Here is an 18171-nt window from a genome sequence, read left to right on the forward strand (position 1 = left end):
CCCATGCCCGAGACCACAGCACTGCCACGGAAAGCACCGCTGCACCCGCCACTGGATACGCGGTACCAGGTCGAGACGCCGGAAGGCATCGACTTGCCGCTGCGCCCGGCCGGGTTGATGTCGCGTGCCATGGCCTTTGCCATCGACCTGGGGTTTCGCGGGGCGATCCTCGGCGTGCTGTTCATTGCCCTGGCGTTTCTCGGCAAGCTGGGCATGGGCCTGGGTTCGCTTCTGCTGTTCCTGATCAGTTGGTGGTACATGGTGCTGTTCGAGGTGCTCAACCAGGGTCGCTCGCCCGGCAAGATGCTGATGGGGCTCAGGGTCGTGCAGGATGACGGCACGCCCATTGGCTGGGGCCCGTCCCTGACCCGCAACCTGTTGCGGTTTGCCGACATGTTGCCATTTGGCTATTTCCTCGGCGCCATCAGTTGCCTGCAGCACCCGACCTTCAAGCGCCTCGGCGACCTGGCCGCCGGCACCCTGGTGATCTATCGCGAGCGCACCCTGGACCGCCCGGCATTGCCCGAGGCTGAACCCAGGCGCGCACCTTTCGCCCTCAAGCTCGATGAGCAGCGGGCAATCCTCGGTTTCGCCGAACGCCAGAGCCAACTGTCGGCAGAACGAATCGACGAGCTGGCGGCGATTCTCGCCCAGCCCCTGCAGGTTCCCATTAACCAGGCCAAGGCCGAGCTCAACGGCATCGCCCGTGGCTTTTTGGGGCCGACATGAAGCAAAGCCTGTTCGAAAGTCGCCATCAACCCGAGTGGCAGCGTTTCAGCCAACTGCTGGAGCAACTGGAGCGCCGCCAGGCCAAGGCCGAAGACTGCCTGAGTTTCCCCCAGGACTACCGCCGCTTGTGCCAACACCTGGCGTTGGCCCAGGAGCGCGGCTACAGCAGCTACCTGATCGACCCGCTGCAACAATTGGCGCTGCGCGGCCATCAACAGCTGTACCGGCAACGCACGCCTTTGAGCGCCAAGGTGCTGGGTTTCGTACTCGCCGGGTTTCCACGCCTGGTGCGCGAACAATGGCGCTTCGTGCTGGCTGCCGGGCTGCTGTTCTTCGGCAGCCTGCTGGGCTTCGGCCTGCTGGTCTATCTGTTTCCCGACCTGGTCTACAGCCTGGTAAGCCCGGAGCAGGTGGGCGCCATGCAGAGCATGTACGACCCCGACTCCAGCCGCCTGGGCCGAGATGCCGCGCGCGCCTCCAGCGAAGACTGGGTGATGTTCGGCTACTACATCATGAACAACATCGGCATTGCCTTTCAGACCTTCGCCAGCGGGCTGCTGTTCGGCCTGGGCAGCGTGTTCTTCCTGTTCTTCAACGGTTTGATGATTGGCGCCATTGCCGGCCACCTGACGCAAATCGGCTCCGGGCAGACCTTCTGGTCGTTTGTCATCGGCCATGGTGCCTTCGAGCTCACGGCCATTGCCCTGGCCGGCGCGGCAGGCCTGCAACTGGGCTGGGCGCTGATCGCCCCCGGGCGCCTGCCCCGGGGCGAAGCGCTGCTGCAAGCCTCGCGCAAGAGCGTGCAACTGGTCTGTGGAGTGATGCTGTTTTTATTGATCGCCGCCTTTATTGAAGCCTATTGGTCCTCCCTGACCTGGCCCGCGCCCTGGATCAAATACCTGGTGGGCGCAGCCCTGTGGGCGCTGGTGGCGCTTTATCTGATTTTTGCCGGACGTACCGCCCATGCGCCTGAGTGACTCAAGTGTGGCGATCCGCCCGCGCACGCCCTGGGAAGCCATGGACCTGGGCGTGCTGCTGAGCCAGCAGCATCGTCGGCTGCTGATGACCAGTTGGGCCATCGTCACCCTGCCGGTCTTTGCCTTGCTCAGCCTGCTGCTGTGGCAGTCGCCCTCATGGGCCCTGCTGCTGTTCTGGTGGTTGAAACCGGCCTTCGACCGGCTGCCGCTGTTTATTCTGTCCAAGGCCCTGTTCGGCGAAACCCCGACCCTGGGCCAGGCGCTGCGCCAATGGCCGCGCCTGCTCAAGCCACAACTGCTGGCGAGCCTGACCTGGCGCCGCCTGAGCATGAGCCGCAGTTTCGTGATGCCGGTGGTGCAGCTCGAAGGCCTGAGCGGTGAGGCGCGTCAGCAACGACTCAACGTTCTGCTGCAAAAAAATGCCGGCGCCGCGCGCTGGCTGACCCTGATCGGTGTACACCTTGAAGGCGCGCTGTGGATCGGTCTGATGGTGCTGTTCTACCTGATGCTGCCGCAGCAGATCGAACTCGACTGGGACTGGCAGAAAACCCTGGTCGCGGCCGCCCAACAGGACTGGCTATGGCTGGAGCACCTGACCAATGCCTTCTACGCGCTGGTGCTGATTGCCTGGGAACCGATCTACGTCGCCTGCGGTTTCAGCCTTTATCTCAACCGCCGTACCGAACTGGAGGCCTGGGACCTGGAGCTGGTGTTCCGCCGCCTGCGCCAACGCCTGAGCAGCGTGGCGGCGCTGCTATTGCTGGTGGGCCTGACGCTGGTCCCGCTGCATCAAGAAGTCTGGGCCGCCGCAGAGGTCGACCCCTCGACCCACCTGCGCCTGCGCAACCAGGCATTGAACAGCCAGGCGTCAAAAGATGGCGTCCAGGCGATCCTGGAAAAACCGCCGTTCAAGAATCCGGAATCGGTGACACGCTACCGCTTCGGCGACGAACCCAAGCCAGGCACCCAGTCGGGTAAACCGCCGAGCTGGTTGAAGAAGCTGCTGGGTAACCTGGACGGCGGCACCTTCGCCAGCATTGCCAAGGGTCTGGAAGTCTTTCTCTGGGCCGTGGTCCTGGGCACGATCGCCCTGGTGATCTGGCGCTACCGCGAGTGGTTGCAAGCGTTTGTCAGCCGGCGCCCCCAGCCACGAAAAAAAATCCCGAGGCCCCAGCCGACCCAGTTGTTCGGGCTGGATGTCGCCAGCGAAACCCTGCCCGAAGACATCGCCGCCAGTGCCGCACGGCTGTGGCAGAGCCAGCCCCGGGAAGCCCTGGGCCTGCTGTACCGGGCCCTGCTCAACCGCTTGCTGCATGACTACCAGTTGCCACTCAAGGCCGCCGACACTGAAGGCCAGGTCCTGGAACGGATCCGGGGCTTGCAGCAACCGGCCTTGCTGGCGTTCAGCAGCAGCCTGACCCAACACTGGCAAAACCTCGCCTATGGCCACCGACTGCCGGCGGCGCACCTGCAACAGGAACTGTGCGACGCCTGGCGGGCGCTGTTCGAGCCGCAGGTGCGACCATGAAGCGTGGCTTGCCATGGGCCCTGGGCCTGGTGCTGTGCGTACTGGTCGCCGGGGTCGCTTACGTCATTTATCGCAACGCGGTGCCCTACCAGGAAGTCATCGACCACGGCCCCTCCCCCGAGGCCCTGTCCAACCCTTACCTGGCCGCCGAGCAGTTTCTGCAGCAGCGCGGACTCAAGGTCCAGCACGCCGATGGCCTGGAAATTCTGCCGACCCTGGAGTCCCACGGCCAAACCCTGCTGATGCTGGGGGAGCGCTCGAACATGACCCCACGCCAGGTTCGCCAAGTGCTGAACTGGACCCGCGCCGGCGGGCGCCTGGTGCTGGTCGCCGAGGCGCTATGGGACGAAAAAACCGAAAAAAGCGGCGACCTGCTGCTGGACCGGCTGCGAATTCATCAATTTATGAGCGCCGACCAGGAACACCCGCCCCAGCCGCAGGAACCTGAAGAAAAAGAAGACTTCCCGAAGTTGACCAAGCTGTACCTGGAAGATGAAAAAGCACCGGCCTACTTCAGCTTCGACAATGACTTTGATCTCGATGACCCCCACGACCTGGCGCGATCCTGGGCCAACAGCGGCGTCGCCACCCACATGATGCAACTGTCCTACGGCAGCGGCACGGTGACGGTGCTGACGGACGCCGAAATCTGGAAAAACACCCAGATCGGCCGCTACGACAACGCCTGGCTGCTGTGGTATTTGAGCACCGACAGCACCGTCACCCTGTTATTCGACACCCACCACGACGGTCTCTGGCAGCTACTGCTACGGTACTTCCCCCAAGCCCTGGTGGCCCTGGCGGCGTTGATCGGCCTCTGGCTGTGGCATGTCGGCGTACGCCACGGTCCGCTGCAGGCACCTCCGCCCAAGGCGCGGCGCCAGTTGCGCGAACACCTGCGCGCCAGCGCCGACTTCCTGTTGCGCCATGGCGGCCAGGGCGCCCTGCTCAAGGCCCTGCGCCTGGACATCCAGCGCCGCGCCCGTCGCCGGCACCCGGGGTTTGAACGCCTCGACACCGAACAACAGTGCCAGGTGCTCGCGCGCCTGACCCAGCAACCCATCGATGCCATCAGCCAGGCGCTGCCGTCAGGCAGCGGGCAGCGCCACTCCAGCGCCGATTTCAGCCGCCTGGTCGCCCACCTGCAAACTCTCAGGAATGCCCTATGAGCGAACTTCCCGAAGACCCGCTTCCATCCACTGACGCCCTCCCTGCCGAACAACATCTGGCCCAACAGCGCCAGCGCGCCAGCCAATTGGCCCAGGCCGTACGCCAGGAACTGCAAAAAGTCGTGATCGGCCAGGACGCGGTGATCGACGACGTGCTCACGGCGCTGATTGCCGGCGGCCATGTACTGCTCGAAGGCGTGCCGGGCCTGGGCAAGACCTTGCTGGTGCGCGCCCTGGCTCGCTGCTTTGGCGGTGAGTTCGCGCGCATCCAGTTCACCCCGGACCTGATGCCCAGCGACGTCACCGGGCACGCGGTGTACGACATGCAGACCGAGCAGTTCAAGCTGCGCAAGGGTCCGCTGTTCACCAACCTGTTGCTCGCGGACGAGATCAACCGCGCACCGGCCAAGACCCAGGCCGCGCTGCTCGAAGCCATGCAGGAACGCCAGGTCACACTGGAAGGCCAGGCCCTGCCGATCGGTCAGCCGTTCATGGTGCTGGCGACCCAGAACCCGATCGAACAGGAAGGCACCTACCCGCTGCCGGAAGCCGAACTTGACCGTTTCATGCTCAAACTGCGCATGGACTACCCAGACGCCGAGCAGGAACTGGACATGGTGCGCCAGGTCGCTCGTTCGACCCGCGCCGACATGCTGGAAGTGCAACCCCTGCGCACCGTATTGCAAGCCAAGGACGTGCTGACCCTGCAACGGATTGCCAGCGATCTGCCGCTGGACGAACAGGTGCTCGACTACGCCGTGCGCCTGGCCCGCGCCACCCGTACCTGGCCCGGCTTGACCCTGGGCGCCGGCCCCCGGGCATCGATTGCCCTGGTCCGCGGCGCGCGGGCGCGAGCGCTGTTGCGTGGTGGCGACTTCGTGATTCCCGACGACGTCAAAGGCTGTGCCCTGGCGGTGTTGCGCCATCGGGTGCGGATCGCCCCGGAACTGGATATCGAAGGCCTGTCGGTGGAGCAGGTGCTCAAGCAACTGCTCGACCAGATCCCGGCGCCACGCCTATGAGCCATCTGAACCGATGAAACCTTCGCGCCTGCTGCTGATCTGGCTGGGCGTGCTGCTGGGCCTGGACATCGTCCTGGGCGCCTGCGGTGCCCTGGGCCTGGACCTCCCACCAAGCCTCCAGTCGATTGCCTGGGGCCTGCTGTTGGCCTTGTTGCTGCTGGCGGTGCTCGATGCCGTGCTGCTCTGGCGCCTGCCCTCGCCCCGACTGCGGCGGCAGATCCCCGGCAGCCTGCCGCTGGGGCGCTGGAGCGAAGTCAGCCTGGAGCTGCACCACGACTATCAGCGGCCGCGCGCCGTCGAAGTCTTTGACCATGTACCGGACGGCTTGAGCTTCGAACACCTGCCTCAGGGCCTGACCCTCGAACCCGGGCGGCACAGTCAGTTCGGCTATCGAGTGCGACCGCTCAAGCGTGGGCATTTCAACTTCGCCTACTGCGAGCTCAACCTGCCCAGCACCCTGGGACTGTGGAGTGCGCGACGGATCCTGCCCCTGCCCGACAGCACCCGCGTGTACCCGGACTTCGCCCGCCTCTACGGCGCGCAATTGCTGGCGGTGGACAACTGGCTAAGCCAGCTCGGGGTGCGCCAGTTGCAACGCCGGGGCCTGGGCCTGGAGTTCAACCAGCTGCGGGAGTTTCGCGAAGGCGACAGCCTGCGCCAGATCGACTGGAAAGCCACCGCCCGCCAGCGCACGCCGATTGCCCGCGAGTACCAGGACGAACGCGACCAGCAGATTATCTTCATGCTCGACTGCGGCCGCCGCATGCGCAGCCAGGATGGCGAGCTGGCGCATTTCGACCATGCCCTCAATGCTTGCCTGCTGCTGAGTTACGTGGCCTTGCGCCAGGGCGATGCGGTAGGCCTGAGCACCTTTGCCAGCCAGGCACCGCGCTACCTGGCCCCGGTCAAGGGCTCGGCGCAGCTCAGCGTCTTGCTCAACTCGGTGTACGACCTGGACAGCAGCCAGCGCCCCGCCGACTACCAGGCCGCCGCCAGCCACTTGCTGGCACGGCAGAAACGCCGGGCACTGGTGGTGCTGGTCACCAACCTGCGCGATGAAGATGACGAAGAACTGCTGACGGCGGTCAAGCGCATCAGCCGCCAACACCGGGTGCTGGTGGCCAGCCTGCGTGAAGAAGTCCTCGACGAACTGCGCCAAGCACCGGTGCAGACTCTGCCCGAGGCCCTGACCTACTGCGGTACCGTGGATTATCTGAACGCCCGGAGTGAGCTGCATGAGCGGTTGCTGGCCCACGGCGTCTCCTTGCTCGACGCCCGTCCGGGCGAGCTGGGCGCGGAACTGGTGACCCGTTACCTGAGCTGGAAGAAAGCCGGCACCCTGTGAGCCAGGGCCGGCAGGCTAGGCCGAGGCCTGCAAGGGATAGAAACTGAAGTAGTGCTGCAGGTCACTCACCAGTTGCCGGTACTCGGCAGACGCCCGCTGCAGGGCAAAACCCGCGTCGTAATAATGGGGCGTTACGTCTTCGTGGCACCACAGGCAGTTGGCCGTGAAGTCGATGAACTGCGCTCGACCGGTGTTGCCCGGAAGCTTCACCCGCAGTTCGAAATCGACCCCCACCATCATCGGCAACTGGCTGATCAGCATCAAACCGTCTTGCGAGACATTGCCCAGGCTGCCGACAGGCTTGTCGGTGAGTCGATTGTAGACTTTCAAAAAGTACGGCAGCTGGTGCCGCTCTATCCGACGTTCGGTAGGCATGCTGAAGATCGCTATGCAGAGGCCATTAAGCATGGCCGCACTAGGGCTTCGGAGCAGACCTGCAGGCAGGCCGCTCTCCCGAGTCCGTGCTGTCGCCGGTCGCGGGCAGCCAGCAGAGCCGGCGATTCGGATGCGAAGCTCCAGGCGGACTCCGCAATCTTAGCTCAAGGCCCAAGCCCGGCCACGGAATGTATGACGAATATAATTACAAGGTTGCCGGGCGGACCTGGGCGCCGGTACGCGGCGGGTAGTAGCCCAACTGTTGCAGGGTTTCCAGCCGAGCACGGGCACGGAACGCATACTCGCTGCTCGGGTACTCGGTGAGGATGAACTGATAGGTCTGCGCAGCATCGACGAACAGTTTCTGCCGCTCCAGGCATTGCCCGCGCAACATGGAGACTTCCGGCTGCACATAGCGGCGCGAACGGCTGGTGCGATCGACCTGGCTGAGTTCGAGCATCACGCTCTCGCAGTTACCGCGATCGTAGGCGCGGTAGGCATTGTTCAAATGGTGGTCCATCGACCAGCGGGTACAGCCGACAACACTGACGGCCAGGGCAGCAATGAGTACGAAGCGCATGGGGGATCTCCTGTCTTGTGCAGTGTATCGACTCATCAGCGAAAATCTTCAAGGTTGTTCGTTTAAACAAACAAACGAATAAGTAGTGCAAACGAACAATGACTACAACTTCGGACCATAGTAGCCTCTCGTTGCGCTTGAACTTTAGGAGTCTTGCATGTCCGTTCGTCGTACCAAAATCGTTGCCACCCTCGGCCCGGCCAGTAACTCGCCGGAAGTTCTCGAACAGCTGATTCTCGCGGGCCTCGACGTCGCCCGTCTGAACTTCTCCCACGGCACCCCCGACGAGCACAAGGCTCGCGCCAAGCTGGTACGCGATCTCGCGGCCAAGCACGGGCGTTTTGTCGCGCTGCTGGGTGACCTGCAAGGCCCTAAGATCCGCATCGCCAAATTCGCCAACAAGCGCATCGAGCTGAAGATCGGTGATCACTTCACCTTCTCCACCGTGCATCCGCTGACCGAAGGCAACCAGCAGATCGTGGGTATCGACTACCCGGACCTGGTCAAGGATTGCGGCGTCGGCGACGAGCTGCTGCTCGACGACGGTCGTGTGGTGATGCGCGTTGAAACCGCCTCCGACACCGAACTGAACTGCGTGGTCACCATCGGCGGCCCGCTGTCGGATCACAAAGGCATCAACCGTCGCGGTGGCGGCCTGACCGCACCGGCCCTGACTGAAAAAGACAAGGCTGACATCAAGCTCGCCGCCGAAATGGAAGTCGACTACCTCGCCGTGTCCTTCCCGCGCGACGCCGCCGACATGGAATACGCCCGTAAACTGCGCGACGAAGCCGGCGGCACCGCCTGGCTGGTGGCGAAGATCGAACGCGCCGAAGCCGTAGCCGACGACGAGACCCTTGATGGGCTGATCAAGGCGTCCGACGCCGTCATGGTTGCCCGTGGCGACCTGGGTGTGGAAATCGGCGACGCCGAACTGATCGGCATCCAGAAGAAGATCATCCTCCACGCTCGTCGCCACAATAAGGCAGTGATCGTGGCGACCCAGATGATGGAGTCGATGATCCAGAACCCGATGCCAACCCGCGCCGAAGTGTCCGACGTGGCCAACGCCGTGCTCGACTACACCGACGCCGTGATGCTTTCGGCTGAAAGTGCCGCGGGCCCGTACCCGCTGGAAGCGGTTCAAGCGATGGCGCGGATCTGCGTCGGCGCTGAAAAGCATCCAACCAGCAAGACTTCCAGCCACCGTATCGGCAAGGTCTTCGAAAGCTGCGACCAGAGTATCGCCCTGGCCGCCATGTACACCGCCAACCACTTCCCGGGCGTGAAGGCGATCATCGCCTTGACCGAAAGTGGCTATACGCCGTTGATCATGTCGCGCATTCGTTCCTCGATCCCGATCTACGCGTTCTCCCCGCACCGCGAAACCCAGGCCCGTGCCGCCATGTTCCGTGGCGTCTACACCGTGCCGTTCGACCCGGCATCCCTGCCACCGGAGCAGGTCAGCCAGGCAGCCATCGACGAACTGCTGAAACTCGGCGTGGTAGAAAAAGGCGACTGGGTCATCCTGACCAAGGGCGACAGCTACCACACCACCGGCGGCACCAATGGCATGAAGATCCTGCACGTTGGCGACCCGATGGTCTAAGCAGCACGCGCTGAACGCAAAAGCCCCGTCGTGAAAACGTCGGGGCTTTTTTCGTTGGGTAGCTGTTGGTGCTTGAGCGCGCTGGGGAGCGTCAGGCATAGATGCGCTGGCCCGCGAGGACGCCGTGGCCTGTCAGGCTCGCGGCAGGAAGACGTCGGCCAGCAGTTGATTGCGCGGCAAGCCTGACAGGTACAGACGCCGGGCGAAGGTGTCGACGCTGTCGGGGTGACCGCAGAGCAGCGCCAGGGTTTGCCGGGACGTCAGCCGCAGTTGACCCAAGGCCAAGGGCAGTTCGGCCGGGGTCAGCAACTCGACGCTGAGGTTGGGATGATTCGCCGCCAGGGCCGCCAGGGGCTTGGCCAGGTAATGCTCGCCGGCATCATGGGCGAGGTGGATAACCCGGATCGCGCCCTGATGATCCTGGCGCAATGCCTCACGCAATACCCCGAACAACGGCGCCAAACCGGTGCCGGCCGCCAGCAGCCACAGCGGCCGGCTCTGCCAATCCGGGTCGTAGTGCAGCGCCCCTCCTCGCAGCTCCCCCAGGCGCAGCGGGTCGCCCGGCTTCAGCTCACGCGCCACATCACTGAATGCCCCCGCCTGGCGACAGTCGAGGTGGAACTCCAGAAAGCGGTCTTCCTCGGGCAGGCTCGCCAGTGAATAAGGGCGCGCCACGCCACTGGTCGTCCACAGCACCAGATGCTGGCCGGCCTGATAGCGCAGATTGCGTTCGGGCTGCAATCGCAGACGCAGTACCGTGGACGATAACCAGTCAGCCCCCTGCACCACGGCAGACAGGCCATCGCGCAGGGGATCGAAGGTTTCGACCAGCAGATCCTCGTTCACCTGGCACTGACAGGCCAGGCGCCAGCCGAGACGGCGCTGCTCGTCGCTCAGGGCATCGGGTCGGCTATCGCTGGGCAAGCCCTGGACGCACCGCACCAGGCACGCATGGCAACTGCCGGCGCGGCAACTGTAGGGCACCGCCATGCCGGCCTGATTCAGCGCATCCAGCAGATTACTGCCCGCCGCCACCGACCACTGCCGCTCACCGACCCGCAGCTCAGGCATCGGCCTGCTCCCACGCCGCCGCGCAGCGGTTGCGGCCATCGCGCTTGGCCCGATACAGCGCCTGATCAGCACGCTGCAGCGCATCATCGAGGTCATCGTCCAGCACCAACAGGGTCATGCCCGCCGACAGACTGAGGTCGCGCACCTTCAAGCCAACCAGTTGGGCATCCATAAACGCAATGCGCAGGCGCTCGCAACAGGAGGTCAAGCGCTCGGCGTCGCATTCAGGCAGCAACAGGACAAACTCTTCACCGCCGTAGCGAGCCAGCACATCACCTTCGCGCAGGCAGGCGCTGGCCACTGCGGCAAACGCTTGTAACACCTGGTCGCCGGCGGCATGGCCATGCATATCGTTGATCCGTTTGAAATGGTCGAGGTCGATTAGCGCCAGGCCGTGCACCTGGTCGGCGCCCATGGCGTGCAACTCACGGGAAGCGAGCCGAAGGAAGTGCCGTCGATTGAACAGGCCCGTCAGTTCATCGGTGGCCACCAGGTCCTCGAGCTGACGCATCATGCCACGCAAGGTGTCCTGGTGGGCCTGCAAGGCGAAGCGCCGTTGTCGCATGCGCTGGCGCGAAGCCTGCACATAGCTGGCGTACAGGCACAGCCACAGCAGCACCACGAACAGCACGCTCACCTGCAACACTGCCAACCGCGGGTCTGCCAGCCGGAAGTGATAGGCCTCCCACAGGTTGAGCGCGGCAAAACTGATGAATATCCACATCGCACAACGGGTAAAGGCCCGCCGCGAAAGATGAAAGAGCCCGAACAACATGGGCACCACGTAGAACACCAGGAAGGTGCCACGGGCGATATCCAGGTGCGCCAACAGCCAGGTCTGCCAGGTGATACCCAGCAGCACCTGCACTTCGGTAAGGCTTGGATCGGAAAACCGCAGGTTGCGCCCGCTGATGAACAGGCCAAACAGGATGGCCTGGCTGATCACCACCAGGACCGTATCGATCAGCGCGGCGCTGACCGGAGCAGAATAATGTCCGGTAAGGATGGCGACCCAGAGCAACAGCAAAATCAATGCGTAACTGCCCGCAGCAATGGCAAAACGCTTGATTAAAAGACGCTGAATAGCTTTATGGGTCAATCGTTGACTCACCGTGCGAAAGGGGGCTTAAAGAGTTTCCTACCCTACAGGCCACTTGCCACTTTAGTGCCGTGGCGAAAAAATAACTATTCAAATTTGTGGCGTTTTAATGCTACGTCTGACGCGTTCACGCAAGAACAGTGCCTGTTCGCTGCTCGACTTTCGTTTGGCGGCTGGCGGGTGTGCCCGGGACTGAGGCGCGGTATACTGCCGCGCCTTTTTAGCGTCGCGCCAATGTGTGTCCGGCGTGCCTCAAGAAGGTGTTTGCAACCGACCGATGCACCCAAGCTGCAAGCACCTTATTAAATGTTCCCGTCTTTTAGAGGAGCGCGACTCATGACCGTGATCAAGCAAGACGACCTGATACAGAGCGTTGCCGACGCCCTGCAGTTCATTTCCTACTACCACCCCGTGGACTTCATCCAGGCGATGCACGAGGCCTACCTGCGCGAAGAATCGCCGGCAGCCCGTGATTCCATGGCGCAAATCCTGATCAACTCGCGCATGTGTGCCACTGGCCACCGCCCGATCTGCCAGGACACCGGCATCGTTACCGTATTTGTCCGCGTAGGCATGGACGTGCGCTGGGATGGCGCGACCATGGGCCTGGACGACATGATCAACGAAGGCGTGCGTCGCGCTTACAACCTGCCGGAAAATGTCCTGCGGGCTTCGATCCTGGCCGACCCGGCGGGCGCGCGTAAAAACACCAAGGACAACACCCCGGCGGTCATCCACTACTCCATCGTCCCGGGCAACACCGTGGAAGTGGACGTGGCGGCCAAGGGCGGCGGCTCCGAGAACAAGTCGAAAATGGCCATGCTCAACCCGTCCGACTCGATCGTCGACTGGGTGCTCAAGACCGTTCCGACCATAGGCGCCGGCTGGTGCCCGCCAGGCATGCTGGGCATCGGTATCGGCGGCACCGCCGAGAAAGCCGCAGTGATGGCCAAGGAAGTGTTGATGGAATCCATCGACATCCACGAGCTCAAGGCCCGTGGCCCGTCCAACCGTATCGAAGAGATGCGCCTGGAGCTGTTCGAGAAGGTCAACCAACTGGGCATCGGCGCCCAGGGCCTGGGTGGCCTGACCACCGTGCTCGACGTGAAGATCATGGATTACCCGACCCACGCCGCCTCGCTGCCGGTGTGCATGATCCCCAACTGCGCCGCCACCCGCCACGCGCACTTCGTGCTCGACGGTTCCGGCCCGGCATCCCTGGAAGCGCCACCGCTGGACGCCTACCCGGAAATCGTCTGGGAAGCCGGCCCGTCGGCCCGTCGCGTCAACCTCGACACCCTGACCCCGGAAGACGTGCAGAGCTGGAAGCCGGGCGAAACCGTGCTGCTCAACGGCAAGATGCTCACCGGTCGCGACGCGGCGCACAAGCGCATGGTCGAGATGCTGAACAAGGGTGAAACCCTGCCGGTGGACCTCAAGGGTCGCTTCATCTACTACGTCGGCCCGGTCGATCCGGTCGGTGACGAAGTGGTAGGCCCTGCCGGCCCGACTACCGCCACGCGGATGGACAAGTTCACCCGGCAGATCCTCGAGCAGACCGGCCTTCTGGGCATGATCGGCAAGTCCGAACGCGGTCCGACCGCGATCGAGGCGATCAAGGACAACAAGGCCGTGTACCTGATGGCCGTCGGCGGCGCAGCCTACCTGGTGGCCCAGGCGATCAAGAAATCCAAGGTCCTGGCGTTCGCCGAACTGGGCATGGAGGCGATCTACGAGTTCGAGGTCAAGGACATGCCGGTCACCGTGGCCGTCGACAGCCAGGGCGAGTCGGTGCACATCACCGGCCCGGCAATCTGGCAGAAAAAGATCAGTGAAAGCCTGGCGGTAGAAGTGCAGTAAGGCTTCCACGCGTCAACCCAGGCGGCGGCGCTGTTCATTGAACGGCCCGCCGCCTTTTTCATGGGCAGATTTCACCGGCGAAACTGTCCACGATCAACGCCCCGTGGGGCACTCATGCTATCGTTCCCGCCCCCATTGCAGCCTGCCCTGACTCATGGCCCAGATCTCGCGCCCGCTACGCCTGACGTTTTATTCCCTGGTGATTCTCGCTGGTGCCGTCATCAGCGCCGGCCTGGCCATGCATCACGCCGAACGCCAGGCCCTGGTCGATGACGCCGCCCGGGCCAACGAACAACTCGGGCTGTACGCCAATTCCCTGCACACCCTGATTGAACGCTATCGCGCGCTGCCGGCCGTGCTGGCCCTGGACCCCGAGTTGCGCAGCGCCCTCAGCGGCCCGCTGAGCGCCGAGCAACAGGATGCGCTGAACCGCAAGCTGGAAAAAATCAACGGCGCGGCCCGCTCCTCGACCCTCGAGCTGCTCAACCACGACGGCCTCGCCGTGGCCGCCAGCAACTGGCGCCTGCCCAGCAGTTATGTCGGGCACAACTATGGCTTTCGCCCTTACTTCAGCCAGACCCGCAGCCAGGGCACCGGACGCTTTTACGCGGTGGGCGTGACCAGTGGCATTCCCGGCTATTTCCTGTCCAGTGCGGTCAAGGGCGACGCCGAAGAATTCCTCGGGGCCATGGTGGTAAAGCTGGAGTTTCCGGAGCTGGAACGTGAGTGGAGCCAGGGCAGCGACACCCTGCTGGTCAGCGACGCCCGGGGCATCATTTTTATCGCCAACCAGCCTGGCTGGCGCTACCGCCAATTGCGCCTGCTGTCCGACAGCGAGCTGGCGGACATCAAGACCACCCGCCAATACGACAAGCAACCGCTGACACCGCTGGAACATCAGACCCTCAGGCACTTTGACGACAACAGCAAGCTGACCCGGGTCAACGGCCCGCAGGGCAATGCCGACTACCTGTGGGAGTCCCTGCCCCTGAGCGCCGAAGGCTGGACCCTGCACCTGCTGCGCCGGCCCCAGGTCGACGAAGACCGACGCAACGCCGGGCTGGCCGCCGCCGGCGCCTGGCTGACCCTGGTCTTTCTGCTGCTGTTCCTGACCCAGCGCTGGCGCCTGGCCAAGTTGCGCCAGCGCAGCCGCGAAGAACTCGAACAACTGGTCGAGGAGCGCACCCGCGACCTGCGCACCGCCCAGGATGGCCTGGTGCAATCGGCGAAGCTGGCAGCCCTCGGGCAAATGTCAGCGGCCCTGGCCCATGAGATCAACCAGCCGCTGACCACCCAGCGCATGCAACTGGCTACCCTGCGCCTGCTGCTGGATCACGGTCGGGTCGATGATGCCTACAAGGCCCTGCGGCCACTGGATGACATGCTGACGCGCATGGCCGCCCTCACCGGACACCTGAAGACCTTCGCCCGCAAAAGCCCCAGCGGCCTGCGCGAGCGCCTGGACCTGGCCGCGGTGGTGGATCAGTCCCTGCAACTGCTCGAGACACGCCTGCGGGATGAAAACGTCGAGCAGGTACTGCACCTGACGCGCCCGGCGTGGGTCCGTGGCGACGCGATCCGCCTGGAGCAAGTGCTGATCAACGTGCTGCGCAACGCCCTCGACGCCATGCACGACAAGCCCCACCGGCGCCTGGAAATCCGCCTCGAAGCCGATGATCAGCTGTGGAGCCTGAGCATCGCCGACAGCGGCGGCGGGATTGCCGAGGAACACCTGGCCAATGTCTTCGACCCGTTCTTCACCACCAAGCCGGTGGGCGACGGGCTGGGCCTGGGGCTGGCGGTGTCCTACGCCATCATCCACGAGCTGGGCGGGCGCCTGACCGCCGCCAATCAAGGCGAAGGCGCGGTGTTCACGCTGTACCTGCCCATCGATCTGGAGGCGCACATCCAATGCTGAATTCGGTGCTGGTGGTCGATGACGAAAGCAGCATCCGCAGAGCCATCGAACAGTGGCTGAGCCTCTCGGGCTTCGACGTGCAGTTGTTCAGCCGCGCCGATGAGTGCCTCGCGCACCTGCCGGAGCATTTCCCCGGGGTCATTCTCAGCGACGTGCGCATGCCCGGCATGAGCGGGCTGGAACTGTTGGCCGAGGTCCAGCGCCGGGACCCGGACTTGCCGGTGATTCTGCTGACTGGCCACGGCGACGTGCCGATGGCCGTGGAAGCCATGCGCGACGGCGCGTATGACTTCCTGGAAAAACCCTTCAGCCCCGACGCCCTGCTCAGCAGCCTGCGGCGAGCCCTCGACAAGCGCCGCCTGGTCCTGGAAAACCGCGCCTTGCACCAGCTGGCGGACCACCGCGCGAAGCTGGATGCCACGCTGCTGGGGGTATCCCGCGGGTTGCAGACCCTGCGGCGCCAAGTCCTGGATCTGGCCGCGCTGCCGGTCAATGTGCTAATCCGCGGCGAAACCGGCAGCGGCAAAGAGTTGGTTGCGCGCTGCCTGCACGACTTCGGCCCGCGCGCCAGCAAGCCGTTCGTGGCATTGAACTGCGCGGCAATTCCCGAGCAACTGTTCGAGGCCGAGCTGTTCGGCCACGAGAGTGGCGCCTTTACCGGCGCCCAGGGCAAACGCATCGGCAAGCTCGAATACGCCGACGGCGGCACGCTGTTTCTCGATGAAATCGAAAGCATGCCCCTGGCCCAGCAAGTCAAACTGCTGCGCGTGCTGCAAGAACAGAAGCTCGAACGCCTGGGCTCCAACCAGAGCATCCATGTCGACTTGCGGATCATCGCCGCCACCAAGCCCGACCTGCTGGACGAAGCCCGCGCCGGGCGCTTTCGCGAGGACCTGGCGTATCGGCTGACCGTGGCCGAGCTGCGCCTGCCGCCCCTGCGGGAGCGGCGCGAGGACATTCCACTGTTGTTCGAATCCTTCGCCCAACACGCCGCCGAGCGTCTGGGTCGCACCTTCCCGCCCCTGAGCGGGCCGCAGTTGAGCCACCTGCTGAGCCATGACTGGCCGGGCAACGTGCGCGAACTGGCCAACGTTGCCGAACGCCAGGTGCTGGGGCTGGGCGAGCCGGAGCCAGTGGGGATCGACCCGGGGCAATCCCTGGCGGCGCAGCAGGAGGCGTTCGAGGCCCACTGCCTGCGCTCCGCCCTGACCCGGCACAAGGGTGACGTGAAGGCCGTGCTTGAAGAGCTGCAACTGCCGCGCCGAACCTTCAATGAAAAGATGCAACGCCACGGCTTGAACCGGGAAATGTTCTTGTAGGCGCCAGACGTGATCGACGACCATTGCCACCCCCGCTCGGCAAGTTTCCGCTTACACACCTGCCTTCGATAGGCGGATTTCCGCCTACTCAAATGCCCTACCCCCTCTAAACCGGCCTTCTTCGACCTGGCACAGCTCCTGCTATAGCCCACCCAGGCTGCGTTTACGCGCGCTCCAAAAAAACAATTAGATGAAGGATCCTTCAATGGATAACTCCAACGCCCTGCCTCTTGGGTCGGCTGCCGTGCCAGCCAAAGCCCGAACCACTTCCAGCCGCATCAAATCGATCTTCAGTGGCTCGGTCGGCAACATGGTCGAGTGGTACGACTGGTACGTCTATGCGGCGTTCTCGCTGTACTTCGCCAAGGCCTTTTTCCCCAAAGGCGACACCACCGCCCAATTGCTCAACACCGCCGCGATCTTCGCCGTGGGCTTCCTGATGCGTCCGATCGGTGGCTGGCTGATGGGCCTCTACGCCGACAAGGTCGGTCGCAAAAGCGCATTGATGGCCTCGGTCTACCTGATGTGCTTCGGCTCGCTGCTGATCGCCCTGAGCCCGGGTTACGAAACCATCGGCATCGGCGCACCGATCCTGCTGGTGTTCGCACGCTTGCTCCAGGGCCTGTCGGTGGGTGGCGAATACGGCACCTCCGCCACGTACCTCAGCGAAATGGCAACCAAGGAACGTCGTGGTTTCTACTCCAGCTTCCAGTACGTGACCCTGATCTCCGGCCAGCTCATCGCCTTGGCCGTACTGATCGTGCTGCAACAGCTCCTGACCACCGAGCAGCTGTACGCCTGGGGCTGGCGCATTCCGTTCGCCATCGGCGCGCTGTGTGCCGTGGTCGCGCTGTACCTGCGTCGTGGCATGGAAGAAACCGAGTCCTTCACCAAGAAAGAGAAGGCCAAGGAAAGCGCCATGCGCACCTTGCTCCGTCATCCCAAGGAACTGCTGACCGTGGTCGGCCTGACCATGGGCGGTACCCTGGCGTTCTACACCTACACCACCTACATGCAGAAATACCTGGTGAACACCGTCGGCATGAGCATCTCCGACTCCACCACTATTTCCGCGGCGACCCTGTTCCTGTTCATGTGCCTGCAACCGATCATCGGCGGGCTGTCGGATAAAGTCGGACGCCGGCCGATCCTGATTGCCTTCGGGGTCCTCGGTACCCTGTTCACCGTGCCGATCCTCACCACCTTGCACACCGTGCAAACCTGGTGGGGCGCGTTCTTCCTGATCATGGCCGCGCTGATCATCGTCAGCGGCTACACCTCGATCAACGCGGTGGTCAAAGCCGAGCTCTTCCCTACCGAAATCCGCGCCCTGGGCGTAGGCCTGCCCTATGCGCTGACGGTGTCGATCTTCGGCGGCACCGCGGAATACATCGCGCTGTGGTTCAAGAGCATCGGCATGGAAACCGGCTACTACTGGTACGTCACTGCCTGCATCGCCTGTTCGTTGCTGGTCTACGCGACCATGAAAGACACCCGCAAGCATTCGCGGATCGTGACTGACTAAGCGTTCAGCCAGTAGCAAAAAAAGGGCGCTGTCATCCGATGACCG

General features: G+C 63.8%; 15 protein-coding genes. 11 read left to right on the forward strand and 4 right to left on the reverse strand.

Annotated features, from left to right (window positions below):
• The first annotated feature begins 3 nt into the window (after nt 1-3).
• The 6 genes from AC19YX_RS16700 to AC19YX_RS16725 are packed head-to-tail and all read left to right on the forward strand — an operon-like array spanning nt 4 to nt 6770.
• A complete protein-coding gene (locus AC19YX_RS16700) occupies nt 4-729 on the forward strand; it encodes an RDD family protein (protein ID WP_078471873.1) in 726 nt (241 codons plus the stop codon).
• Nucleotides 726-1706, forward strand: a complete 981-nt coding sequence (locus tag AC19YX_RS16705; protein ID WP_078472051.1) for a stage II sporulation protein M — start codon at nt 726-728, stop codon at nt 1704-1706. Before AC19YX_RS16700 ends, AC19YX_RS16705 begins: the two co-directional genes overlap by 4 nt.
• Nucleotides 1693-3234 (forward strand): DUF4129 domain-containing protein, encoded by a 1542-nt coding sequence (locus tag AC19YX_RS16710; protein WP_500606621.1) that lies wholly within the window; start codon nt 1693-1695, stop codon nt 3232-3234. The genes AC19YX_RS16705 and AC19YX_RS16710 overlap by 14 nt, the downstream gene beginning before the upstream one ends.
• Complete coding sequence (locus AC19YX_RS16715; RefSeq protein WP_500606622.1) at nt 3231-4403, forward strand: DUF4350 domain-containing protein; 1173 nt, start codon at nt 3231-3233, stop codon at nt 4401-4403. Before AC19YX_RS16710 ends, AC19YX_RS16715 begins: the two co-directional genes overlap by 4 nt.
• Nucleotides 4400-5425: an AAA family ATPase gene (locus tag AC19YX_RS16720; RefSeq protein WP_500606623.1), complete on the forward strand. Its 1026-nt coding sequence runs from the start codon at nt 4400-4402 to the stop codon at nt 5423-5425. The genes AC19YX_RS16715 and AC19YX_RS16720 overlap by 4 nt, the downstream gene beginning before the upstream one ends.
• A gap of 13 nt (nt 5426-5438) precedes the next feature.
• Entirely contained in the window at nt 5439-6770 is a 1332-nt protein-coding gene (locus AC19YX_RS16725; RefSeq protein ID WP_500606624.1) for a DUF58 domain-containing protein, read from the forward strand.
• Between the two features lie 15 nt (nt 6771-6785).
• Here the strand turns inward: AC19YX_RS16725 and AC19YX_RS16730 are convergent, their stop codons facing one another.
• Both AC19YX_RS16730 and AC19YX_RS16735 read right to left on the reverse strand, forming a co-directional pair.
• Entirely contained in the window at nt 6786-7145 is a 360-nt protein-coding gene (locus AC19YX_RS16730) for a PilZ domain-containing protein (RefSeq protein ID WP_078471878.1), read from the reverse strand.
• A 205-nt stretch (nt 7146-7350) separates the two neighbouring features.
• Nucleotides 7351-7725: a tetratricopeptide repeat protein gene (locus AC19YX_RS16735; RefSeq protein ID WP_078471879.1), complete on the reverse strand. Its 375-nt coding sequence runs from the start codon at nt 7723-7725 to the stop codon at nt 7351-7353.
• Between the two features lie 157 nt (nt 7726-7882).
• On the opposite strand from AC19YX_RS16735, the gene pyk reads away from it, so the two are divergent.
• Entirely contained in the window at nt 7883-9334 is a 1452-nt protein-coding gene (pyk, locus tag AC19YX_RS16740; protein WP_078471880.1) for a pyruvate kinase, read from the forward strand.
• A gap of 132 nt (nt 9335-9466) precedes the next feature.
• Here the strand turns inward: pyk and AC19YX_RS16745 are convergent, their stop codons facing one another.
• Both AC19YX_RS16745 and AC19YX_RS16750 read right to left on the reverse strand, forming a co-directional pair.
• Nucleotides 9467-10405: an iron-sulfur-binding ferredoxin reductase gene (locus AC19YX_RS16745; RefSeq protein WP_500606625.1), complete on the reverse strand. Its 939-nt coding sequence runs from the start codon at nt 10403-10405 to the stop codon at nt 9467-9469.
• Entirely contained in the window at nt 10398-11504 is a 1107-nt protein-coding gene (locus AC19YX_RS16750) for a GGDEF domain-containing protein (RefSeq protein WP_078471882.1), read from the reverse strand. Before AC19YX_RS16750 ends, AC19YX_RS16745 begins: the two co-directional genes overlap by 8 nt.
• 336 nt (nt 11505-11840) lie before the next feature.
• Between AC19YX_RS16750 and AC19YX_RS16755 the strand changes: the two genes are divergently transcribed.
• The 4 genes from AC19YX_RS16755 to AC19YX_RS16770 all read left to right on the forward strand — a co-directional run bounded on the left by AC19YX_RS16755 (nt 11841) and on the right by AC19YX_RS16770 (nt 18126).
• Entirely contained in the window at nt 11841-13364 is a 1524-nt protein-coding gene (locus AC19YX_RS16755) for a fumarate hydratase (RefSeq protein WP_500606626.1), read from the forward strand.
• Nucleotides 13365-13518: 154 nt separating this feature from the next.
• Nucleotides 13519-15282, forward strand: a complete 1764-nt coding sequence (locus AC19YX_RS16760; protein ID WP_500606627.1) for a sensor histidine kinase — start codon at nt 13519-13521, stop codon at nt 15280-15282.
• Nucleotides 15276-16601 (forward strand): sigma-54-dependent transcriptional regulator, encoded by a 1326-nt coding sequence (locus tag AC19YX_RS16765; protein WP_500606628.1) that lies wholly within the window; start codon nt 15276-15278, stop codon nt 16599-16601. Before AC19YX_RS16760 ends, AC19YX_RS16765 begins: the two co-directional genes overlap by 7 nt.
• Before the next feature lie 205 nt (nt 16602-16806).
• Complete coding sequence (locus tag AC19YX_RS16770) at nt 16807-18126, forward strand: MFS transporter (RefSeq protein ID WP_078471885.1); 1320 nt, start codon at nt 16807-16809, stop codon at nt 18124-18126.
• The last annotated feature ends 45 nt before the right edge of the window (nt 18127-18171 follow it).

Source organism: Pseudomonas sp. MF09150 (assembly GCF_059862355.1).